General features: G+C 27.6%; 19 protein-coding genes and 2 CRISPR repeat arrays (1 of these 21 cut by a window edge). Of the genes, 13 read left to right on the top strand and 6 right to left on the bottom strand.

Features of this window, described 5'->3' with window-relative positions:
* Positions 1-423: a CRISPR direct-repeat array (repeat unit 30 nt; unit sequence GTTTAACAGTAACATATGATGTATTTAAAT) (it extends 70 nt beyond the left edge of the window).
* Positions 424-638: 215 nt separating this feature from the next.
* From cas6 to cas2, 8 genes are all read left to right on the top strand, one after another.
* A complete protein-coding gene (gene cas6 / locus ABCM86_RS08395) occupies positions 639-1,331 on the top strand; it encodes a CRISPR-associated endoribonuclease Cas6 (protein ID WP_295674880.1) in 693 nt (230 codons plus the stop codon).
* 15 nt (positions 1,332-1,346) lie between these two features.
* Positions 1,347-3,143: a type I-B CRISPR-associated protein Cas8b/Csh1 gene (locus tag ABCM86_RS08390; RefSeq protein WP_295674879.1), complete on the top strand. Its 1,797-nt coding sequence runs from the start codon at positions 1,347-1,349 to the stop codon at positions 3,141-3,143.
* A complete protein-coding gene (locus tag ABCM86_RS08385; protein ID WP_295674878.1) occupies positions 3,144-4,106 on the top strand; it encodes a type I CRISPR-associated protein Cas7 in 963 nt (320 codons plus the stop codon).
* 3 nt (positions 4,107-4,109) lie between these two features.
* A complete protein-coding gene (gene cas5b / locus ABCM86_RS08380; protein ID WP_295674877.1) occupies positions 4,110-4,919 on the top strand; it encodes a type I-B CRISPR-associated protein Cas5b in 810 nt (269 codons plus the stop codon).
* Between the two features lie 48 nt (positions 4,920-4,967).
* On the top strand, positions 4,968-7,640 hold the full coding sequence (gene cas3, locus ABCM86_RS08375) for a CRISPR-associated helicase Cas3' (protein WP_295674876.1): 2,673 nt from the start codon (positions 4,968-4,970) through the stop codon (positions 7,638-7,640).
* A gap of 179 nt (positions 7,641-7,819) precedes the next feature.
* A CRISPR array of direct repeats spans positions 7,820-10,164; the repeat unit is 30 nt; unit sequence ATTTAACATTAACATGAGATGTATTTAAAT.
* Positions 10,165-10,229: 65 nt separating this feature from the next.
* A complete protein-coding gene (locus tag ABCM86_RS08370; protein ID WP_295674875.1) occupies positions 10,230-10,724 on the top strand; it encodes a CRISPR-associated protein Cas4 in 495 nt (164 codons plus the stop codon).
* 15 nt (positions 10,725-10,739) lie between these two features.
* A complete protein-coding gene (gene cas1b, locus ABCM86_RS08365; protein WP_295674874.1) occupies positions 10,740-11,744 on the top strand; it encodes a type I-B CRISPR-associated endonuclease Cas1b in 1,005 nt (334 codons plus the stop codon).
* Positions 11,744-12,034, top strand: coding sequence for a CRISPR-associated endonuclease Cas2 (gene cas2 / locus ABCM86_RS08360; RefSeq protein WP_295674873.1), 291 nt, complete (start codon positions 11,744-11,746; stop codon positions 12,032-12,034). The genes cas1b and cas2 overlap by 1 nt, the downstream gene beginning before the upstream one ends.
* A gap of 70 nt (positions 12,035-12,104) precedes the next feature.
* Here the strand turns inward: cas2 and ABCM86_RS08355 are convergent, their stop codons facing one another.
* The 3 genes from ABCM86_RS08355 to ABCM86_RS08345 all read right to left on the bottom strand — a co-directional run bounded on the left by ABCM86_RS08355 (position 12,105) and on the right by ABCM86_RS08345 (position 17,432).
* The gene (locus ABCM86_RS08355; RefSeq protein WP_295674871.1) at positions 12,105-14,195 is read right to left on the bottom strand and encodes a hypothetical protein; all 2,091 of its coding nucleotides are present in this window, start codon (positions 14,193-14,195) and stop codon (positions 12,105-12,107) included.
* Positions 14,196-14,412: 217 nt separating this feature from the next.
* The gene (locus tag ABCM86_RS08350) at positions 14,413-15,900 is read right to left on the bottom strand and encodes an SdrD B-like domain-containing protein (protein ID WP_343003834.1); all 1,488 of its coding nucleotides are present in this window, start codon (positions 15,898-15,900) and stop codon (positions 14,413-14,415) included.
* Between the two features lie 38 nt (positions 15,901-15,938).
* The gene (locus ABCM86_RS08345; RefSeq protein WP_343003833.1) at positions 15,939-17,432 is read right to left on the bottom strand and encodes a carboxypeptidase-like regulatory domain-containing protein; all 1,494 of its coding nucleotides are present in this window, start codon (positions 17,430-17,432) and stop codon (positions 15,939-15,941) included.
* 401 nt (positions 17,433-17,833) lie between these two features.
* On the opposite strand from ABCM86_RS08345, the gene ABCM86_RS08340 reads away from it, so the two are divergent.
* Positions 17,834-17,956 (top strand): hypothetical protein, encoded by a 123-nt coding sequence (locus ABCM86_RS08340; protein ID WP_279325549.1) that lies wholly within the window; start codon positions 17,834-17,836, stop codon positions 17,954-17,956.
* Positions 17,957-18,076: 120 nt separating this feature from the next.
* Here ABCM86_RS08340 and ABCM86_RS08335 read toward each other — a convergent pair whose 3' ends face one another.
* The gene (locus tag ABCM86_RS08335) at positions 18,077-18,310 is read right to left on the bottom strand and encodes a hypothetical protein (RefSeq protein ID WP_195929791.1); all 234 of its coding nucleotides are present in this window, start codon (positions 18,308-18,310) and stop codon (positions 18,077-18,079) included.
* 548 nt (positions 18,311-18,858) lie between these two features.
* Complete coding sequence (locus tag ABCM86_RS08330) at positions 18,859-19,500, bottom strand: redox-sensing transcriptional repressor Rex (RefSeq protein ID WP_195929790.1); 642 nt, start codon at positions 19,498-19,500, stop codon at positions 18,859-18,861.
* Between the two features lie 220 nt (positions 19,501-19,720).
* Between ABCM86_RS08330 and ABCM86_RS08325 the strand changes: the two genes are divergently transcribed.
* Positions 19,721-20,212 (top strand): GNAT family N-acetyltransferase, encoded by a 492-nt coding sequence (locus ABCM86_RS08325; protein ID WP_195929789.1) that lies wholly within the window; start codon positions 19,721-19,723, stop codon positions 20,210-20,212.
* Positions 20,213-20,403: 191 nt separating this feature from the next.
* Here ABCM86_RS08325 and ABCM86_RS08320 read toward each other — a convergent pair whose 3' ends face one another.
* On the bottom strand, positions 20,404-21,441 hold the full coding sequence (locus tag ABCM86_RS08320) for a PTS sugar transporter subunit IIC (RefSeq protein WP_295575852.1): 1,038 nt from the start codon (positions 21,439-21,441) through the stop codon (positions 20,404-20,406).
* Positions 21,442-22,450: 1,009 nt separating this feature from the next.
* Between ABCM86_RS08320 and ABCM86_RS08315 the strand changes: the two genes are divergently transcribed.
* The 3 genes from ABCM86_RS08315 to ABCM86_RS08305 all read left to right on the top strand — a co-directional run bounded on the left by ABCM86_RS08315 (position 22,451) and on the right by ABCM86_RS08305 (position 24,740).
* Positions 22,451-23,206, top strand: a complete 756-nt coding sequence (locus ABCM86_RS08315; protein WP_295575829.1) for an ABC transporter ATP-binding protein — start codon at positions 22,451-22,453, stop codon at positions 23,204-23,206.
* 73 nt (positions 23,207-23,279) lie between these two features.
* Positions 23,280-24,068, top strand: coding sequence for an ABC transporter permease (locus ABCM86_RS08310; RefSeq protein WP_295777812.1), 789 nt, complete (start codon positions 23,280-23,282; stop codon positions 24,066-24,068).
* Positions 24,069-24,284: 216 nt separating this feature from the next.
* Entirely contained in the window at positions 24,285-24,740 is a 456-nt protein-coding gene (locus ABCM86_RS08305; RefSeq protein WP_295777795.1) for a hypothetical protein, read from the top strand.
* The last annotated feature ends 65 nt before the right edge of the window (positions 24,741-24,805 follow it).

Raw genomic sequence — 24,805 nt, 5'->3', positions numbered from 1 at the left:
TAACAGTAACATATGATGTATTTAAATCTGTATCAACAATATAATATTGGTAAAAAGCAAAATGTTTAACAGTAACATATGATGTATTTAAATGTCCAAGCATGCGAACAAGCATTTATATCTGATTGTGTTTAACAGTAACATATGATGTATTTAAATGAGGATGATGAAGAAGGATTTAGCACATTAGAAGAAGGTTTAACAGTAACATATGATGTATTTAAATATGGTAATTGATCCATTAATCCAATAAACCTTTTGTGTTTAACAGTAACATATGATGTATTTAAATAGACCATAATACTTTAGATATAATTGCCTGCGACAGTTTAACAGTAACATATGATGCATTTAAATTTCTATTGCTAACTTGATTTGAAAGTTTCGAAATTCGTTTAACAGTAACATATGATGTATCTAACTCCATTTAACAATTTTTAAAATATATATTTTCAATTCAATAAAAATAAAACACATACTTCATCTCAAAAGATAAAAGTAAACCAAAATACATCTCCTAATTAACAAAAATCACTTAATGCAACAATTATTGAAATATAAATACAAAAATATTGTGAAAATATGTAAAAGTCATATATAATAAAAATATAAAAAATAATAAATCTGGGGGATATAACATGAAAGTTATACAAATAAGGGTAAAAATTTTACTAAAAGAAGATACAAATGCAAGTGATATACAGTCAAAGGTATGCTCTCTAATCGATTATAGCTTTTCAAAAAGAAAAGAATTGCTAGAAATGCACAAAAAAAACGAGTATAAATTTTATTGTTTTGATTTTCCATATCCAGTTGAGTCAGATAAAATTTATAAAAAAGGAAAGATATATACGCTTACCATAAGAACGGTTAATTTAGATTTGGGAGAGTTTTTCTCAAATTCACTTTTAAATATAGAGACACATTCTATCAAGGCATTATCTAGCGAAATCAAAATCATATCTCAAAGACCTATTGAAAAAATTTATTCTCTAACACCAGCTATAATTAAAAATGAAAACGGATATTGGCGAGATATTATGTCGATTGATGATTATGAAAGAAGGATAAAGGAAAACCTTATAAAAAAATACAACAAAATCACAGGGGAAAAGATGAAAGAGGATTTTGATCTTTTCAACAAAATTGATGTAAAAAACAAAAAGCCTATTTCAGTAAAATATAAAGATATAAAGCTATTAGGTGACAAGATAAACCTTTATATAAGTGATGACAAAAGGGCACAAAAACTGGCATATATGGCGCTTGGTGCGGGAATTATGGAGATGAATTCGAGAGGCTGCGGATTTGTAAACTATAAATTCCTATAAATAGGGGGTGTTTGAATGTTAAAGGATTGTTTAGATATTTTTGAACAAATACTAAAACAAGAAGGCGACAAATTAATTACAGATTATCATATACCAGCTGATGGGACTTATATAATAGTAGATATTTGTAATGATGGGTTTAAAATGAGAGAACCTTTTGATATAAAACTTGATAAAAATAGTGATAAAGCTTTGGAAACTGGAGATATAGACTATAATAAAGCAAAGATGTACGACTATTACAGCAAGCTAGTTGATATGAATAAACCTATGGATACGACAAAGACAATTCACAGCAACAACTACCTTAGTTTTTTTATTAAAAAGGAAAATATAAAAAACAAGTTAAGTGATAAGATTATAGATGATTTTTATAATATTTTAAAAGAACCTATGAAAAAATATCAAAGCAATAAAAAATCAAGAGATGTCTATAAAATGACTGAAGACGAAATAGGCAAAGTAGATGAAGAGCTTTTGGAAAGTATAAGAAGCTGGATAAAAGGCAATATTTTTAAATTAAATATAAATACAAACAAAGATTATTTAAAGATATTTTTTAGGTTTGAAGATGAAGATAAGACGATAGAGCTTTATAAAAAGGAAAGTAAAAGATACCTTATACCCAATATATATAATAAAAATGAATACAACGAAATAATAGATAATAAGTTGTTTGGATTTCCAAATGATAATTTAGGGCTAAATGGTAAAAAGCCTTATCTAGACAACAAAACAAGAAAGACAAAAATACCATACTTGATAGATAATGAAGAAGTATTTTTACAAAAGAAGTTTTTTGATTATCTTTCAGGATGTGCAGCTAGAAAAAAATACAATATATATATAGATAACGACGAACAAAAGTCTAAAACAAGAAATACTATAAATCAGCTAGAAAATGGAAAAATGCTAGAAAAACATGATTTTACAGGAATCTATCTTAGAATCCAAAAGGGGAAAAATCTTGAAATTATAGATTATGACATTATTTCTAATTATAAATATAATCTTAAAAAAGCTTTTTATTATAAATCTTATATAGACATAGATTTGAATTTTTCAAAAGGAGATAATGTAGAATATTACTCTAAATACTACGACAAGAAAGATATTCAGGAACTTTTACATGAAGTGTATTTTTCTAAGTTTTTAAAAGGAAATTATTTCACTGATGCAAATGAGATAAAATTCAATGATAATGTCAAAAAAAGAAATTTATTGATGTGTAGAAATTCTATATTTAACTGGCTTTATAAAGGATATTTTAACGATATTGAAGCTGTATTAAATAAAGCAACTTTAGAAATTTTAAAAGATTCAGTTGTAAAAGGATTTAATATATCAGCTATACATCAGTTTAACTTGAGATGGTCTTTTATAGAATATTTTAAAGGGGAGAATAAAATGGCAGATTTTTTAAATAGTGTTAAAGTTAATTTAAAAGAAAAGATAAATTATAAATCTGAACAAAATGAAAAACTTGATACAATAGAAAATGATATGGAATATTTTTTTGCAGTTGGACAAACTGCTTATTATTTACTTACACTTAGCAAATCAAGCAACAAAAATCAATCACTTATAAATCCATTTTTAAATGCAAAAAACGACGAAGTTATAAAAACTACTCTTATGAGACTATATAAAAACTATAATTATTCAATGAGTCTAAACAATAAATTTAAAAAATTATATTCAATGGTATTAGGATATCGTCCAGAAAGCAAAATAGACCAAGATATATTGCTTGCGGGATTTTTAAGTAATAATTTAGTATATGAAAAAGATGAAAAAAAGGGGGATGCTTAGATGGATAAAAGAGTATATGGAGTATTGGGGATAAAATCTATAATGGCAAATTGGAATGCAGATTTTACAGGATATCCAAAGACAACTTCAGACGGAAGCACATTTGGAAGTGATAAGGCTTTTAAATACCCTATGAAGAAGATGTGGGAAGATGAGGGTGAAAAAGTCCTTTATATAAAATCAATGAAGATAAGTAAAGATAATAAAAATAATGTTCAATTAGTCCCAAGATCTTTAAAAGAAAGATACGAGTATTTATTTAAAATAGAAGATTTAAAAAAATGTAAAGATGCATCACTTGTAATAAGCAATTTATTTAAATGTATCGATGTTAAAAACTTTGGGGCTACATTTGCAGAAGAGGGAAATAATGTATCAATAACAGGAGCTGTCCAACTTGGTCAAGGGTTTAATAAATACAAAGATACAACTCCAGAAGAACAACAGATTTTATCTCCATTTAGAGATCCTAAAAACAAGGACTCTAAAAAATCAAACAACCAAGACCAAACAGAATCAAAAAGTTCTACACTTGGCACAAAAATAGTGAGCAATGAGGCACATTATTTCTACCCATTTGCAATAAATCCATCAGCTTACAAAAACTATCAAGAGCTTGAATTGACAGAAGGATATACAGAAGATGACTATAAAAAATTTAAAGATACTTCTCTAAAAGCAGCTACTTCTTATTCAACTAATTCAAAAATGGGATGTGAAAATGAATTTGGTCTATTTGTAGAAACTGAAAGGGATTTATATCTACCAGATTTATCACAATATATACAGTTTGAAAAATCACAAGACAAAAACATAATAAGAATAACTTGTTCAGAGCTTATAAACTCTTTGAGTGATAAAATCAAATCAGTAGAAATCTATATAAATTCAGATACTACAAAATTGGAAAGTGATATAAAAGGAGCTAAAATATACAATATATTTACGCAAAAAGAGGTGTAAAATATGAAGATTTTGAAGTTTACACTTTCGGGAAGGAACGCATTTTTCAAAAAGCCCGATGTCAATTCTATTTTATATTATAGCTATGGCAATATCCACAAAGTTGCTCTTTTAGGTTTATTTGGGGCAATTTTGGGTTATGATGGATATAATAAAATGAAATTTCACAACCAAAATATAAAAAATAAGAAAAACAAAAAAGAAGAGGGTATTATATATCCAGAGTTTTATGACAAGTTAAAAGATATAAAAATATCTATTTCACCTAATAATGAAGGCTATTTTGAAAAAAAGGTACAAGTATTTAACAACAGCGTCGGCTATGCATCAAAAGAGCAAGGCGGAAATCTTATTATAAAAGAGCAGTGGCTTGAGTATCCATCTTGGGATATATATTTTCAAGTTTGTGATGAGGTGAGCGAGTCTTTAGCAAACTCTATACTAAATAGAAAAACTATCTATATACCGTATTTGGGAAAAAACGACCATATTGCTAATATGGAAAATATAAAGCTTTTTAAAGAAAGTGATATAGAAATTTTAAAAAACTGTTTAAATATAGACTGTCTTTTTAAAGAAAATATGTTTGTAATTAATAATTATGACGAAGATGACGAATCTGATGAGTACGACGAAGATTATGACTATACATATGTCCCAAAATTTAAATATCAGGAAAGGCTACCGATAGCACTTGAAAGCCAAACAAATTTATATATAATGCAGAAGTTTATTTTTACAAATATGAACTTGAAAAAAACTGAGGATATAGATATTTTTAAGATTGAAAATAAAAATATAGTATTTTATTAAATATAAAGGAGGTATATACCTCCTTTATAGATTTTTTTGGAGGTTAATATGTACTTAAAAAACTGTAAAACGCTTAAAATAAGCGAATTTTTAAATGAAAATTATACATTCTATGCCCATATAGATGACAACAATAAAAACAAGAAAAAAGAGCTTTTGTCTGAACATATAGATAGGGTTAAGTATTATTTTGATCTTATTTTTCAAGCTAAAAAGTTAGACAAAATCTTTTTAAATATAGAAAACAAATTCTTTGAAAACTGTAGCAAAAACTCTAGAAAACTTTTTAGGGAGATGTTATTAAATACGATAATCCTGCACGACATAGGAAAGCTAAACCCCCTATTTCAAGATTTAAAAATGCAAAACAAGATAATAAAAGATGATTATACAAACGACGAGTACAGATATGCCATAGGTTCAAAACATTCAAAAATATCATCTACTGTGTATATTCATTATTATTGCAAAAAACTAAAAGAAGAATTTAGAGATTTACAGCTTGAAGAAAAGAAAGTTTTACGATTTTTTATAGTTTTAAATTCTTTTATAATATCTAGACACCACAGTGATTTGGGTGATTTTGAAACTTATGTAAATGAAATAAATAATTTATCTTGTAGTGCAAAAGATAGCATTTTTAATTTGGAAAAATTATTAAAAGATAAAAATATAGATTTATTTAAGAAAGATAAATTTATATTGGGAGAAAAGACTTTAAATAGATTGAAAAAAGATGTAAGAGAATTGTTAGAAAATGCTACTAAAGAAAAATCAATATGTATTTTTACATATTATAGGTTGGTGTATTCTGTTTTGGTGAGTTGTGACTATTTGGCAACTAGCGAATACATAAGTGGTGTTAAGAGTAATTCAGTCGGTGAAATACAAGATATAAACGAGTTTTATTATATTTTTAAAAATACTGATATAAATAAAAAGATAGATGAGTATAGGAAAACTAAAAATTTAGAAAAAGATATAAATCGTGATGAAAATAAACTTGATAAAGTATGCAAAAATGATGAAAAAGATATTAATGAATTTAGGACTGAAATTTTTATAGAAAGTGAAAACAGCCTAGTAGAAAATAAGAATGAAAATATATACTACTTCGAAGCACCAACCGGAAGCGGAAAGACAAATTCATCAATAAATTTAAGTTATAAACTTATCGAAATAAACAAAAACTTAAACAAAATATTTTATATATACCCATTTAATACATTAATAGAGCAGACGTCAGACAGTCTAAAAAATACATTTGGAAATAATAAAGCAGTATATGAAAAATTTGCAGTAATAAACTCAATAAAGCCGATTAAAACATATAGTCCTACAAATAAAAATAACGAAGGTACAAATGAAGAATTTGAATATACAGATAGCGATTATCAAAAGTTTTGGCTTGATAAACTGTTTTTAAATTATCCAATGGTATTGACGACTAATGTAAGTTTATTCGACATTATGTTTGGGAGCAGAAGGGAGTCATGCTCTGGATTTTACCAATTAGCAAATAGCGTAGTTGTATTAGATGAAATACAATCTTATAAAATCACAATTTGGACCGAGATAATCACCTTTTTCAAAACATTTGCAGATATACTAAACATAAAATTTATAATAATGTCGGCAACACTTCCAAATTTAAACTTTTTATTAGACGGGGATATAAAAACAACGAGTTTAATTAAAAATAGAGAAAAATATTTTCTAAATCCAAAGTTTAAAGATAGGGTGAAGGTGAGTTATGAGCTTTTAAATTGTGAATTTAATAAAGATGTATTATTTGAACATGTTATTAAAAAAATGAAATTAAAAAAGAAAATTTTAATAGAGTTTATCACTAAAAAATCAGCATATGAATTTTATAATAGATTAAAAGAAGAATTTCCTTCAGAAGAAGGAGGTTGTTTGATTGAGCTATTGACAGGAGATGATAGTATTGCTGAGAGAAAGAGAATTTTAAATGTTGTAAATAGCGAAAAAGCAGAACAAAATGGGATAATATTAGTATCTACACAAGTTATCGAGGCGGGTGTTGATATCGATATGGACATAGGATATAAAGATGTGTCGACTATGGATAATGAGGAACAATTTATGGGAAGGATAAACAGATCAGGAAAGAGAGATGGAATAGTATACTTTTTTAAATTAGACAGCATCAAAGATGTATATGCAAATGATTATAGAGCAAACACAGCGTTAACTCTTTTAAACGAAGAAAATAGAAATATATTGATTGATAAAAATTACAGCGATTACTATAAAACTGTGATGGAACTTATAAAAGAAAGAAATAATGAATTAAACGAAAATAATATAGATGATTTCTTTAGTAAAGTTGGAGATTTAAAATCATTTGAAATAGAAAAAAGAATGAAACTTATAGACGACGACAACTGGTCTACTACAATTTATCTTTGCACAAAAATAACTTTAGAAGATGGCACTACTATAGACGGAAAAGAAGTCTGGGATAATTATAAAAAACTGCTTTGTGATAATAAAATGAACTATGCCAAAAAGCAAGTAAAACTATCTGAAATTAGAAGTTATATGAACTACTTTACATACCAAATTGTATGCAGCCAAATACCATGCTACAACGATATGATCGGTGATATATACTGCATATATGATGGAGAAGAGTATTTTAAAGATGGTAAACTAAATAAAGATAAGTTTATGAATAATATAGGTGAATTTATCTAAAGATTTTTCCAACCTTATTTTGCATATGATATGGCTGTAACAGAGTTAAATAAAGGGGTTTGGCGATTTGTTTATAAAAATATCTGCTTATGTATTTCGGTTGGAAAAGTTTTGTATGATTGTTGGTATTTCAATGTTTATGTGATATTATATAAATAAGAAATGGGTATATTAGTGGTATTTAACATTAACATGAGATGTATTTAAATACCTAGAAGATTTAAGCCACGAAACGGAGCAGTTTTATTTAACATTAACATGAGATGTATTTAAATAACTTTAATTGATCCCCAACCCATTCCACAAATCGTATTTAACATTAACATGAGATGTATTTAAATAGAAAGACATAAACAACAACTGGCTAGTTTAAAAAAAATTTAACATTAACATGAGATGTATTTAAATATGGTTTAACATCAGATGTATTTTTACTATATAGGATTTAACATTAACATGAGATGTATTTAAATCCAAATAAAGAGAAGGGGTAGAAAGCAGATAGCAGTATTTAACATTAACATGAGATGTATTTAAATCCATTTGCTTAAATCTAAACTATCTCCGTCAAATTATTTAACATTAACATGAGATGTATTTAAATCTATATAAGCACTACAGGTATTTTAGATTATAATGAATTTAACATTAACATGAGATGTATTTAAATAGTAATGGACTTAGGTCAATTAGAAAGTAAACCTTGATTTAACATTAACATGAGATGTATTTAAATTCTTTTTTCGCTGAACCGTATATAAAATACTCACCGATTTAACATTAACATGAGATGTATTTAAATCTTTTTACATTGTTTATATCTGTTTGTTCTACTTTAATTTAACATTAACATGAGATGTATTTAAATATGGAAATGCTTTATTAGAAGGTACTAACGCTAGCTTATTTAACATTAACATGAGATGTATTTAAATATCCTTCGACTTCTAAGTCCGAAGAAATTTTACCAATTTAACATTAACATGAGATGTATTTAAATTCGCAATATAATAATCCATATAAATCTTCATTATAAATTTAACATTAACATGAGATGTATTTAAATCTATATAGAACAAGGGCAAGATGCATTTGGAAGAAATTTAACATTAACATGAGATGTATTTAAATAATGGTTGGGGATACACTACATATAACGGAAAAAGTATTTAACATTAACATGAGATGTATTTAAATTTATCAAACTTAACATAACTATTTTTAGTTAATTATTTAACATTAACATGAGATGTATTTAAATGCAGCAATTAGTTTTGTAGAGAAATTCAATTAAAGTATTTAACATTAACATGAGATGTATTTAAATTCTGTTATTATATAACCAGTACCTTTGGTATTAGTGATTTAACATTAACATGAGATGTATTTAAATTAGAGTTTTCTTTCTGCTTTTTGAAATAATGGATCTCATTTAACATTAACATGAGATGTATTTAAATCTTTCTTTATTTTTTCTTGTTTTTGTTCCCTTTCTTATTTAACATTAACATGAGATGTATTTAAATTAAAAAACAAGCTATCTAGAGTACCGAATCTAGATAATTTAACATTAACATGAGATGTATTTAAATACGGAGAAAAGTATAAAAGAGATATTGGAGTTCGAATTTAACATTAACATGAGATGTATTTAAATTAAAAAGATATTTGGGGATATAGAACTGGATTTAAATATTTAACATTAACATGAGATGTATTTAAATTCATTATCATTATAATATTTTGCAAGTTCTAAAACTATTTAACATTAACATGAGATGTATTTAAATTATACCCCCTATCCGTTTATAACACCTTTTGCTAAATTTAACATTAACATGAGATGTATTTAAATCTAAATACTTCGTACAAATAACCGTTTGTAAGATTAATTTAACATTAACATGAGATGTATTTAAATCCTAATGTATAAAATGAATATGTTCCATTTTCTTTTATTTAACATTAACATGAGATGTATTTAAATTTCTCCAATCAAAATTTTACTATCTGATTTTGATATATTTAACATTAACATGAGATGTATTTAAATAGCAGTAACACCGGTGATTGAAAATGTGATGCCAAATTTAACATTAACATGAGATGTATTTAAATAATAATGTTAGACCAAACAAAGAATGCCCAAGGGGAATTTAACATTAACATGAGATGTATTTAAATAGTATATCTGCAACAAATCCTTTGCTTACAATTCCAAATTTAACATTAACATGAGATGTATTTAAATTTGAACTTTCCTTGTCCTACAAGATTAAGAAGATTAGATTTAACATTAACATGAGATGTATTTAAATTATCTTCGTAGTAAGCAGTATTAGATGCAGATATATATTTAACATTAACATGAGATGTATTTAAATCTAATGTATTGAATGGAATAAAAAGTATTATAACGTATTTAACATTAACATGAGATGTATTTAAATACAGAAGGAACATCAAAAAATAATAAAAATACAAAAAAATTACAATTTAATAACAATATAAAATATATTTAAACACAAAAATAATATATAATAAAATTAATAAGAAAAATTCAATAACAACCCAAAGGGGAGTGAGATTATGAAAATTAACGGAACGATAATAAACTATTATTTTCACTGCAAACGACAATGTTACTTATTTGCAAATCGATTGAATTTAGAAGATAATAGCGAGCTTGTTAAAATTGGAAAAGCAATTCATGAGCAAAAATCATCAGATAGTGACAATTCAGAAATATCAATTGAGAATATCAAAGTAGACAAGATCACAAAGGAATATCTTACAGAAATAAAAAAATCAGATTCAGATATAAATGCAAGTAAATGGCAATTATTATTTTACTTAAAAGTTTTAAAAAGCAAAGGGATAATAAGAAAAGGAAAGTTAGAGTGTGTTGAAAAGAAAAAATCAGATAATAAAGTGTATTATTTTGAACTTACTGATGAAATTGAAAAAGAATTAGAGTTTCACATTTCAGATATAAAAAAACTTATTAATTCTGAATCTATTCCAACTGTATTAAATAAACCTAAATGTAAAAAATGTGCTTATTATGAATATTGTTATATTTAAAAGGGGATGTAAAATATGGGTAGTACGAGATATATTACTTCTATGGGTGAACTTAGTAGAAAGGATAATTCATTATGTTTTAGAAAAGATGGAAAAAATGTATATATTCCAATTGAAAATACTAAAGAAATATATTGCTTAAATGAGATTAGTATAAATACTAAATTATTAGATTTTTTAGCTAGAAATGATATTGTAGTACATTTTTTTAACTACTTTGAAGGATATAGTGGAACTTTTTATCCTAGAAATAAATATAATAGTGGAAAATTACTTGTTAAACAAGTTGAAAAATATGAAAATAGTGAAGAGAGATTAAAAATAGCCAAGTCTATTGTAAAAGGAATTGGAGTTAATATTTCTGAAATTTTGTATCATTACTATAGACATGAAAAATTTGAGGTAAAAGAAGTAATAGATTGGATAAGAAAAGATGCTTTTAAACAAATTGAAAATGCTAAAGGCATTCAACAAGTTATGGCAGTTGAAGGTGAAATTTGGCAGAGGTTTTATTCTACCTTCAAATACTTTTTACCAGAAGATTTTATAATGAATAAAAGAGTTAAGAGACCACCAGATAACCCGATAAATTCTTTAATTTCATTTGGAAATTCAGTTTTATATGCTAAGACAATAAATTCTATTTATAGAACACATTTAGATCAAAGAATTAGTTTTTTACATGAACCATCAGAGGGAAGATTTTCGCTTAGTTTAGATATTAGTGAGGCATTTAAGCCAATATTAGTATATAAGACTATTTTTGATTTAGTGAATAAGAAAAAACTTCAAGTAACAAAGCATTTCGATAAAAAATACAATTATTGTCTTTTAAATGAAGAAGGAAGAAAAATATTTATAGAAGCTTTTGAAAAGAGAATAGAATCAGTATTTATGCATCCAACATTAAAGAGAAAGGTATCATATAGAACTGCAATAAAATTAGATTGTTATAAACTTATAAAAAATATATTGGAAGATAAAGAATTTATACCATTTAATTGTAAGGAGAATTTATAATGAGTAAAAAATTAAACTATAATTATGTATTTGTATTTTATGATGTTGGAGAAAAACGTGTGCAAAAGGTTTTTAAAGTTTGTAAAAAATACTTATCACATTTTCAAAAATCGGTATTTAGAGGGGAGATGAATCCATCTAAGCTGATAAGATTTAAAACTGATTTAAATAAAGTAATAGATAAAAATGAAGATTTTATATGTATAATTAAGTTGATGAATGGAAATGTTTTTGGAGAAGAAGTATTAGGTTCAAAGGGTAATAATACAGGAGAAGATTTAATAATTTAAAAACTTGTTATAAAAATATATGTATAAAATAATCCAAAAAATAAAGAGGACTGCTCCCAGTCCCCTAAAATTATCTCCCAGATCTCCAATTTATCATAACATCATCACATTCATACATAATCTCATCAACTATACAGCCTGCAGGTTCTGCAAATAGAGCTGGTGCAAATTCTGGATATTCGTATATTGCATATATACATCCAAGCCATAAGTTCGAGCTTAGATACATCCAAGTGTAGTCTCTCTCTAAGCTAGAAACTAGATTTTGGACTGCTATTTTGTCATAAGTCTCTAAAATATCGGCGTTTGGTGTGCCTGCTATTTCGTGTACTCTGTTTGCAATTTGCAATTTACCGAACTCTTCCATCCATTTATCCGCTTTTATAAGTTGTTTATTCGTTATAATACAGTGAAGATGATATTTTAAATCTTCAATTAGATTGTAGTAGTATAAGATATTCTTTTTAAGATCGTCTGAATACCTTCTAATATCACAATTAAGTCGATTTAGTTTTTTATCAAATACGTTTTTATTCATAAAATCTTGGAAATCTTGATAAGTAGATGCACTGAAATCAGTATATTTAAACGATTGTTGGACAATATGCCAAATTGCGTTTTTCGCATCTTCACTCAACAAGTGTTCTGTATTATTTTCTAAATCAGCTTTATCTTCTTCATAATAACTAGATTCTGAAGTTTCTATTTCAGAAGGCTCATCGACAGACACATTAACAGTATTGACAGTGTCTACATGTCCTTCAGACTCAGCATATTCTTCAGTTTCAGCTATTTCAAAATCTTCTTCAATTGGGTCGAAGTCTTCGTATTTTTTAATGACTGAATCAGCTACAACAAGTTCGTCGTCATCTTCTAAAAATGCAAAGCTATTTTCAACTATTTCGTCTTCTTCACATTTTTGAAGTATAGAAGGTGCCTCTTTGTTTATATAAGTCTCGTTTGCGTAAGTTTGTGAGTAAGTCTCGTTAAACGTATCTTCAAATGTATCTTCTACAGTTTGTGTACTCGTCTCAAACACTTTCACTTCTGCTAATTTAACAACTTCGGCAACTTTCACTTCTGCTACTTGAACAGCCTCAACAGTTTTTTCTTCATAAACTTCTTCACATAAATCTTTCTCAGTTGTATCTAATGAATCAACTTTATTTTCAAAATCTATTTCACAAGATTGTGTTTCATAAACTTCTTTAAAATCATCTTCTAAATCAGTGTTAGCGGTTTCTGTTTCATAAAAATCGTATGTATTTTCTTTGTAGATAGCTTTATAAGTATCTTCTTTGAAATCATCTTTTGAAACTTCTGTCTCTACTATTCTTTCTTTATAAACTTCTTCAAAAATCTCCTCAAAAGCGTTTGATGTGCTTATTTCTTCTGTAGCTTCTTTTACGATTTCACGTACTGGTTCACAAGGTTTCTCTTCTGCTTTATAAGAAGAATCGTAAGAATCATAAGATTTCGCATTTTGAACATTTCTTTTGTTTGAGTTTGAAGTAGATGATTTTAGCGAGAAGAAATGTGCAGTCCAGTTTTCACAACATTTGTTGATTTCGTCTACAACAACTTCTGACGAGCTGTCGAATAAATCATGTCCAAAGTGTGGTTTTTCATAAATTGCACTTACACAACCAAGCAGTAAACTCGAATTTATATACATCCAAGTGTAGTCGCTTTCTAATCTACGTATTAAATCATCTCCATATATGTACTTATAATCGTCTAATATGTCGCTATTTTTAGCCTCATAAATATTGTGTATAAGGTTTTTTCTCTGCATATCAGAGAATATATCCATCCACTCATCTACACTAAGCAATCTTCTATGTGTTAAAATCGAGCAAATATGGTCGTTTAAATCATCCATAAGGTTGTAATAATAAACTATGTCTTTTTTTAGCATATCAGTATATACGATATTGTCGCCACATGCACGATTTAGCTTTTTCTCAAACACATCATTTTTAAGTAAATATTTTAAATCCTCGAAAGTCATGGTGTTTAAGCCTGTATTTCTGTAAGAATAATCTGCAATAGAAGGAATAACTCTCTTTGCGCTGTTAGTTAAAAGTTCTGTGTTTTGAGAGGGTTTTTCAGAAGTCTTGTTAGAAGATAAAGATGAAAATAAATCTTTAAAAAAACTCATTAATGTTTCCTCCTCAATATATTAAACCCGTCCAAATTTGGATGAGCCTTTTATATTGTATCACAAACTGAGGAGAATGAAGAGAGGGGAGTTTACAAACTTGCGTAATTTTTTTATAACACATACTACAAGACTGTAGATTATGCTTCTACAGCCTTTTTATATAATAAACTTTAATGCTGATTTTATATAGACACTACATCACTAAGGTTTAAGATTAACATATATAGACAGCGACATCACTTCTATCTGAGCAATAAGTATAATTATCTGAAACTTGTGTATTATACCTATAAACTATCTGAGATATATTATAAATTGGATTTATAAAGCAATTATTTACAACAGCATCAAAACAAATAGTTTTGACTTCACAAGGGCTAAACACTCCCAAATCTATACAATATATATCAAAGTAATAAGGGAGTTGTACATTATTTATAATCAGACTTCCTAAAATAAAGGAAGCCGATTTAGATAAATTATTGTATAAAAAAACACGAGAAGAATTACCTATTATAGTATTTGTATTATTGGATATAGCTACTGAAAATCTTATAATATCTCCTATACAAGTTGTGTACCTATCTGCACAGCTTGCAATAGATAAAGCACATTTAGCCATGCAAGAACATGATGCTATTGAAAGTCTATTTAAACTTATATCGTCTACTGCATAATACATAGAAACTGGGCTACAAATACATATTGAAATACAAGAATTACAACATGTATTAAATTTTATGCTGACTTGTTGCCATATTGGTAAATGTGAATTAGTAGATATTTGTTCATAATCACTATATAAGGTGCAACAGTCGTTTAACCCCTTTATACATACACTTACTTTTGAATTTATCTGGTTTGGACTTTTATCTATATTTGCTATCCAAAATGAAAATAAATAAGTCGTATTTTCATTGAGATTATTTACAATAGTTGAAAATGATGCATTGTTTGACCCATCTCCACCTACAATTTGCATCAGTCCTGTTTCTGTGCTTGTTGAATGATCAGATAACCTCCACCAGTTATAATCATCACTATATGGAGAGATTGTATTTCCAATCGTATAATATCCTCTAAAAAGCTCGTTTGTCTGCTTAGTAAACTTAAAACAAGAAGTAATATTGTCATTTGGATATGGATTATTACTAGGTCCACTGTCAGGGCTACTTCCTTGTGAAACTTCACCAAATGTCCCATTACTAGCAACCTTAATCAAATTGTCGGGATATACAATTAGACAATTTTCTAGCGTTTGGGTGAGATATATAGCCGGCCCTATTAAAAAATCCGCCTCATATACATCTACAGTAGAAGTTACAGTTAGATTTACAGTAGTCGAGGTCACCGTATTTAAGGCATTCATACCGTCTACTCGATTTTCTGGAGCTATAGATGTATAGCTAGGTACTTTTGCCACTTGAATTTGTGATGCGGCTCTTGCATTAGCATCAAAATCAGCAGGGATAGGTAAAATAGTTTTTGAATAACCATCTGCTACAACGACTCTATAATTTCCAGGAGGTACATTAGAAAATTTATATTCACCGCTATCATCAGTAAAAGTAGCAATTGTCCTAAGGTCGCCGTCAGTACTTTGTAAAACTATCGGTATATTTGCTACTCCTGAATCATTTGCAAAGTCGATTAATCCACTTCTGTTGACATTGAAAATGAGCAATCCTGTTATACTTGCCATAAACTCATCTCCTTTTAAATAAATTTGATTTTTACTCGTTATAAAATCATAATAGCTATCGTATTATTAGTACAACAAATATTTGAGTCTGAATCTATATAAATCACCTTAGCACAACTAGTCAGTAGCCTTTGAAAATTAGACTGTATAAATGCGCTAAAGACGATTGTTTTTAATTCATATGGTTTAAAAATACCTAGATTAATATTACATAAATTTATACAACTTAAAGGCATATTGTTTAGTAAAAGTGTGTTAGGAATAAAGCAAGCACAATCAGATAAAACATTTGAAAAAATAATCGGATAGTCATTACTTCCCATACTAAATTCACTTGTATTGTATATACAAATATTAAATGTCAAAATATCGCCCACACAAGTTAAATGTTTATTTACGCAATTTGTAACGCAGAAATTATCACATACACTACCTGAAGTAGTTCTACATAAGTTTGTAACTTTTCTCAGTTTAATATCATCAATAGCGAAAAAATACATAGGTGCTACACTTAACATATTTAGCGAAACTGAAGTATTTTCGCCTGTGTTGAATTTAACGCCTATCTCCTGCCAAATTGGTAGTTTAGGATCTGTACTTATCATGTGGTTTAAGTTGCTATATAGTGGAGTATGTGTATCTAGACCATCTACTGTCATGCCTACTTTGGAATCTGATGGAGATTGATTTTTATTTAAACTTGCAACCCAAGCTGTAAATAAATAAGTTGTGTTTTTTTCGAGGTTATTTACAGTAGTCGATAAAGTTTTCTTATTTGAACTATTGCCGCCTACAATCTGCATTCTACCTGTTTCTATACTTGTCGTGTGGTCGGATAATCTCCACCAATCGTAGAGTTCACTTTCATTATATGGTTTTGTCGTATTTCCAATAGTGTAATCTCCTATTGGGATTTCGTTTGATTGTTTAATCCATGTAAAATCAGACATAAGAGATGAATTACTATATGGATTAGTTGCGGGACCGCTATTTGGCTCGCTACCTATTTCGACGTCGCCAAATGTCCCATTATCTCCAGCTGATATTAGATTATTAGGTGATAAAGAACTACACTTATCTAATATATAATTTTTATATAAAGCAGGGCCTATATAAAAGTAGACATCATCTAGGGGAGCATCCTCAGTTACTGTAATATATAAAGTTGTAGGTAATACTGCGTTTAATGCGTTCATTCCTTTTGTACGCCTGTCTGCTGGCAGCACATTTTTATAACTGGGGACCTTGCCTTGTGTGATTTCTTTTTCGGGTTTTGCAGCCGTAGCAAAGTCTGCTGGGCTAGGTGTAATAAGTCCTGTATATCCATCAACAACACTTATTTTGTAATTTCCGGCAGGTACATTAAAAAACTCAAAGTCGCCGACACCATCAGTTAAAGTCGCGACTGTATTAAAACTACCATCAGTACTTTGTAAAACTAAAGGTGTATTAGTGATAGCGCCGTTAGTTCTAAAGTCGATTTCACCACTTCTATCTGCATCAAAAATTAATGCACCTGTTACAACAGCCATTAAAATCACCATCCTTGTACTTAAGTTTTTCACTTCAAAAATATTTTGCAAATTAAAATTAAATATAAATTAAATATACTGTAAGTTGAAATATACTGTAGATTAAAAATCTACTTCAAAATAAAAATAAAGTGTTATTATATAATATTTAAAAATATATAAAATGTTACCGAAATAGAGGTTAAAATGTTGGAATATAGCGTAAAGATATATGATTAACTTATATATTAATTTATATTTTCAATATACAATATAAGGTGTCGAGAAATGTAATAATTTAAATATAAAAAAAAGAAGGCTATTTAAATACGTTTATCTAATAAATAAATAATCGAATTTTATCATTAAATAATTACAAATAATAGTTTTGATAGGTTTTTTAATTCAAAGGGGCGATAATTATGTTGGACAGAATAGATGAATTGATAGAAATAGCTAAGAAATATGTAAAGATGGGTTATGATCCAATTGAGGCTATTAAAATAGCAGAGAAGAAAATATACGAAAAATATTTAAATAGCTGAGGTGAAAAATGAACATATTTAAACGGCTATATTAAAGTGAATTTTAAAAATATTATTAAAAACTCCAAAAAATAATCTAGCATTATAGGTAGATGCCAGATTATTTTTTGTGAAAATAAACTATTTTACGGTATCTTTTAAAAGCACTTCTTCTAATACCTTATCTAAATAATCTTTAGTAAATTCAATGTTTTGGTAAAATAAAAACATAGCAAATTGGTTTGGGTTTAACTCTTCTTGGTTTTCTTCGCTGAGAAGAGTTATTTGTTTTATCAACTCTTCCGAAGAGTATCTTTGAGTTAATAAATTGTTAAACGCACTTTCTGTAATTGTTTTTAATTCTTCCTTTGTCATAATAGACCTCCTCCGTATTATTATTATTATTATTTATTTTTACTATTATCGTTTATTATTTTTATTTTATCTCCAGTATTTAGTAATATTATATAAAAAATATATTTGGTTTTCACTAAAAAAACTATATTTTTCCTGAAAATCTTGACACTTTATAAACAGTATAAAAGGCAGTAAGTGAGTAATTAAATAACTAAATAATAAGTAAGCAAGAGATTAAATAGATATAAAATTAAAATAGTAAATAAAAAATAATATTATACCGAGTAGGAAAGAATAAGGATAACAACTATATAAAATCAAAGACAATTTGAATTGGTTTTACATCTTTTTATATTTATTATTTAAGTTTTATTTAAAAACTAAAGTTTTAAAATAAAATTCACTGCGTTCATTTCGCCAACGAATCAAAGATTCCGTTGCTCAAAACGCCAAGCTTATAAAATTAAAAAACTCCATTAATAACAAAAGAGTCCATTAAAACTTAGAAACATTAAATAATATAAAAATAAATTACAATAAAAAAGAACCTCTACAACAGAGATCCTTTACTTAGAGTAATATTTATCGTTCATAAGATAAGACAAAGTAAACAAGCTATTAGAGAAGTTTACATTTTCGACTTTCACATCATCAGGTACATTTATATCAGGAGCGGAGAAGTTCCAAATACCTTTTATCCCGGCGTCGACTAAAATATCTGTCATCTCTTGGACGCAGTGTTTTCTAACACATAATATCCCGATATTTATATTGTTGTTTTTAATAAAATCTTTCAAATTATCTAAGTCGATTATCTCGATTTCGTTTATTTTCATTCCGATAAGTTTTGGATTTATATCAAACAATGCTTTTATAGGAAATCCGACTTGTGAAAATCCGTCATAATTCGCTAGGGTTTGACCTAGATTTCCCGCACCTACAACTACCATATTATGTAGTTTATTAATTCCCAAAAAATCGCCAATTTCTTTTTTTAAAGTTTGAACTTGGTATCCATGCCCCTGGCGTCCAAACTCCCCAATTGTGTTAAAATCCTGTCTAATTAGAGAAGGGCTAATATTCATCATTTTGCCTAAAGTATATGATGAAATCACCTGGATATTTTTTAAATCTAATTCGTCAATATATCTATAATACTTGGTTAACCTTCTAATCGTGGCACTTGATAAAGTTTTGTCTTTTCTCATTCATATTACCTCACTATAATAAAAAATAATAAATCTTACTTATATTGTATATCAACATTGTTAAAAAAAACAATAACAATATATAAATTGAAGTATTAAAAGCATAATGGATTAAATATTGATTTATAAGGAATATTTTATATGTATGGGCAAATATATTATACTACAAGGATAATTAGCAATTTCAAAAGAAGAATGTAATATTAAAGGGGGAATATGTATGAATTTGAGTTTTGAAAAATTATCTATGGAACATAAATATCCTGTAATGGAGATTTACAACTACTATATTGAGCATACATTTGCAGCCTTTCCAGGAAATAAACTGCCTAGCAATTTTTATGAAAAGATCTTAGACGATATAAAAGACTATCCAGCATATGCAGTCAAATTAGATGATAAAGTAGTGGGCTTTTGTTACTTATGTTCTTACAAAAACTACAAGACACTTAAAGAAACAGCAGAAGTGATTTGTTATCTTTCATATGATGCAAAAGGAAAGGGAATAGGATATCACTGCTTAAAAAGACTAGAAGATGATGCAAAGGAAATGGGAATTAAGAATTTAATCGCACTTCTTTCTACAAAAAATAAAATAAGTACAAAGTTTTATTATAAATACGGCTTTAAATCTTGCGGTATAATCCAAGATATCGTGAAAAAATTTGATACTGTATTTGGAATAATCATTTTGAAAAAGACTTTATCATAAAATTAAAGCAAAAAAGAAAAGTAAAAGTGAAAGTCATAAGAAAAAGTTATATATATGTAAAGTTATAAACATAAAATCAAAATTAAACTTAAAGGAATTTGTGTTATGAGTTTTTCTATATCATTTATAAATAAAAAGAGAATAAATAAAAAGAGGTTGTCACAATTATTGCGACAACCTTTATTTTTATATTAAGCAGCAACTTCTTCTTTATCGTTTCCACGAACTACGTCAGCAGTTACTATTTTGTAATTTTTGAATATTGCATATCCTATAAATCCACCTAATATACTTACTAAAGCACAACCAGCAGCAGCTATTAATACTTTTATTGCTGGGTTATAAGCGAACATTACAGCAAGACCAGCTATTGGAGTAGCAGTTCCTGGTGAGTTGTTTACAAGTCCCATAGAAGCTATTATTACACCTGACATAGCCCCACCTATGAAGTTAGTAACATATACAGGTATTGGATTTGCTGATATTAAGTCAGCTTGAGTTAATGGTTCTATTGCAACAGCTATATTGTCTTTTTTAGAACCGAATTTCATTTTGCTAAAGAACACGAAGTTCATGAATGAAGAACCGAATACTGATAAAGCACCTATTGCCATTGGAGCACCAGTAAGTTCTATCATAGCAGTTAAAGCCATTGAACTAAGTGGAGCAGTAGCAACTACTGTTATTAATCCACCAAGGATTATACCCATTATTATTGGAGAAGCAGTTGAAGCCTCTATTAAAACTGTTCCTACAGTATTTAAAACACCATTTACAACTGGGCTAGTAACATCTCCTATGAAGTAAGTTAAAGGAGCAGCAACTAATATTATAACTATTAAGTCAAGACCAGCTGGAACTTTTTCTTCTAAGAATTTAATAACAAATGATGCTATGTAACCAGCTATGAAACCTGGTAATATTTTGAAGTTTAAGCAAGTTAAACCTACTAACACAGCATAAACTGGAGAAACTCCAAGAGCTAATGGAACTAAAGTTGCAGCAGCAACCCCACCTAACGAACCGTTTGCATTACCAACATTTTGTAAAAATTCTATACCTAAAACATCTCCAAAGAATGATAAGTGGAACGCTTCCACTAAGAACGATGCACATGCAGCGTTTGCAAGACCACCCATAGCCTTCATACCTTGTGGCGCCTTATAACTAAATAATGTAAATAAAGCAAGTACTACTAGTAATAACGCAGTACCCATTAAAATATTCATCATAATATGATACCTCCAAAATTTTTCTATAATATCCTTTTTGTTTTCCTCGGAACTGTTTTCCTTAAATCTGAAATAAATTTTTCCTTAAATCAAGAATTCTTTTCTTGAAAGTGGTTTCCTTCCAGTTGTTAGGGGATTTCCCGAGGACAATTATGATTATATGTTAAAAAAATAATTTTGTAAATACTTTTTTCGACATGAAATGATAACTTTTTCCTGGTAATATTTTCAAATCATTTAAAATCTAAGTAATATCAATGGATTGAGCATTGTTCGTAACCACACGATGATTAAGAAAAAAATGAAATAAATTTCGGCTTTATCATTCGATACGTTTAAAAATATAGACAAAATGTATAAAAAGATGATTCAACACAACCCAAAATATTCAATAAATGCTACTAAATGTAAAACTATGTTGGGAAAATATTTTAACAAAATATCAAATTGTATTTTAAATATCTATTATTTATTTGTTATTTAAAGGTTAATTTTTTATCAATCTAGTGCGTTTAAGTATGATTCAGTATATAAATTAAGTGAGTTTTAGTATGTAAATCATTTTATAAATTAATATATAAAATTGTAAATTATAGAAAATTAATTTTAAATTGCATAATAGAAAATTATAATTTTAAAAAATATCAAAATATAACTTACATGATATTGAATTATAACTTATGAGAAATGAATTTAATGATTTAAATGTATGATATGAAATTATGGAATTGTTTTAGCTTCTTAATTCTAATTTTTATAAATTATAAGCTTCACTTAAACTTACATATTAGACTTTAATATTCTTTTTTAAACTTAATATATTTATATATAAAACTTAATATATTCTTTAAACTTTTGTAAACTTTAATATCTTCTTTTTATATAAACCATTTATATAAACTATTTGTATCTTTTTATATAAATTAATTTTTTGATAGAATTTGGTACAAATTAGCTTAAATATTAATAATATAAACTATGCAAGTGAATTACTGGGGGTGACATCATGGCAAAAATAGTAGAAGTGAATGATTTGACTAAGACGTTTTATACTAAAGACGGTGAAATGCGCGTACTAGACCACATCAACTTTTATGTTGAAGAGGGCGAGATATTTTCACTGTTGGGACCGTCTGGTAGTGGTAAATCTACTATTTTAAACATTTTGACAAAATTATTAGAACCAACTGAGGGCGACGTGGTCATTAATGGAACAATCGGCTATATGTTTCAACGTGACCATTTATTAGACTGGAGAACTATAATGGATAATATAACTATAGGGCTTGAAATTTTAAAAAGAAAGGATAAAGCTTCGCTTGATAGAATTGAGAGACTTTTAAAAACGTACGGACTTTGGGATTTTAAGGATATGTATCCAAAAGAACTATCAGGAGGGATGAGACAGAGGGTAGCGCTAATAAGAACTTTGTCAGTAGACCCTGATATACTTTTGTTGGATGAACCTTTCTCTGCTCTTGATTATCAGACGAGACTTATGGTAAATGACGATATTTACAAAATTATAAAAAATGAACACAAGACAGCTTTGCTTGTAACTCACGATATAAGTGAGGCGATTGCAATGTCTGATAGAATTGCTGTGCTTTCTAAAAGACCTGCAACAATTAAATGTGAGCATGAAATAAACTTCGGCGATATGGAAAATGAAAAAACTCCGTTTAATTGTAGAAAGGAACCTGTATTTCAACAATATTTTGATATTCTTTGGAAGGAGATAGATAATAATGACATTGGGTAAATTTAAAAAGAATAAGCAAGCTTCTAAAATGTCATCTACAGCTAATGATGTTTCAAGTGTAGAAAAAAAAGAAATGTCTGTAGGATATAAAAATTATTTGAGAAGTATTAAAGTAGAAAAAATAAAAGTACTTATTATGCAACTTGTTTTATTAGTGGCGATTTTAGTATTATGGGAAGTTCTTGCAAATAAAGGTGTTATAAGTACATTTTTATTTAGTAAACCATCCGAAATATACGACTTGTTTATGAGATATATGGAAAACGGAAAACTTTGGATACATGTAAAGACTTCTGTGTATGAGACGATGCTTGGGCTTATAATCGGTACAGTTGGCGGTGTATTAGTTGCGATACTACTTTGGGCATCTCCTAGACTTTCAAAAGTCTTAGATCCATTTTTAGTAGTATTAAATGCACTTCCTAAAACAGCTTTAGCACCTATTGTAATCGTTTGGGTAGGGGCTAATATAAAAGGTATAGTTGTGACAGCAATATTGATTTCTATCGTTGTTACAATATTATCTGCATATAATTATTTTATAAATGTTGATGAAGAGAAAATCAAAATGTTGAAGAGTTTTAAAGCCACTAAGCTTCAAATATTATTTAAATTAATATTGCCTGCTAATATTGGAAACTTAATAAATATTGTTAAAATCAATATAGGTATGGCTTGGGTCGGAGTAATCGTAGGAGAATTCTTAGTTTCTAGAAACGGAATCGGCTATCTGATTGTATATGGTAGCCAAGTATTTAAACTTGACATAGTTATGATGGGCGTGTTCGTACTTGCCGTTTGCGCTTGGGTAATGTATGAAATTGTGAATATAATTGAAAAATTATATAAGAATTATAGATAATGGAATTTAGATGATTTTAAAGCTAACGCTTATAGGGGCTGTGTATAAGATTTATACATGGCCTTTTATAATGCCTATTTTGTATTTTTCTGAGATAATATTTATTTTTTATATAAATTAAATTACATAATATACAAATCAACTATTATTAACTTAAGTATTTTAATATGCATCTAGAGTTGAAATTAAAAACAAGGGGATATTTGGGGGATAATTATGATTAATAAAGTTGATGAAGGTGTATTAATAGATTTATGTGAGCAGTTTAATAAAGTTATATTAGAAGTTTTGGGGTTTTATGGTGAGTTTAGATATAGAGAGGGCGAAAGTGATGATTATTATATTATAAGTAATAAAATTAAAGCTTCTAAAGAGAAGAGATTTGATTTAAATATGAGGCTTTATAAAAATAAAGAAAAAAATGAGTTTTTATATGTATATATATTGTGGTTTTCTGTCAATCCTAAAAAGATCGGGCTAGGTAGTATTATAATAAACGAAATTATAGAGGTTTTAAAAGCTTGTACTAATTTAGAATTTTTAGTGCTTCATCCTGATGATAATGAAGTTAAATATTTTTGGATGAAAAATAATTTTATGATAAGCGATGGGAAAATAGAAAATAGAATAAATATAAATACTAGAAGAATTCTTATATATAATGTATATTAGATTTAATGTATAAATATATATTAATTTATTTTTTAATAATTAGTTTCTATATAATTATTTTATTC

Origin of the sequence: Clostridium sp. 2218st1_F5_2218SCRN_220325, assembly GCF_039062665.1 — a bacterium.
GTDB lineage: Bacteria > Bacillota > Clostridia > Peptostreptococcales > Peptostreptococcaceae > Intestinibacter.
Note: the sequence above shows the minus strand (reverse complement) of the source record. Positions and strands in the feature narration are given on the sequence as shown.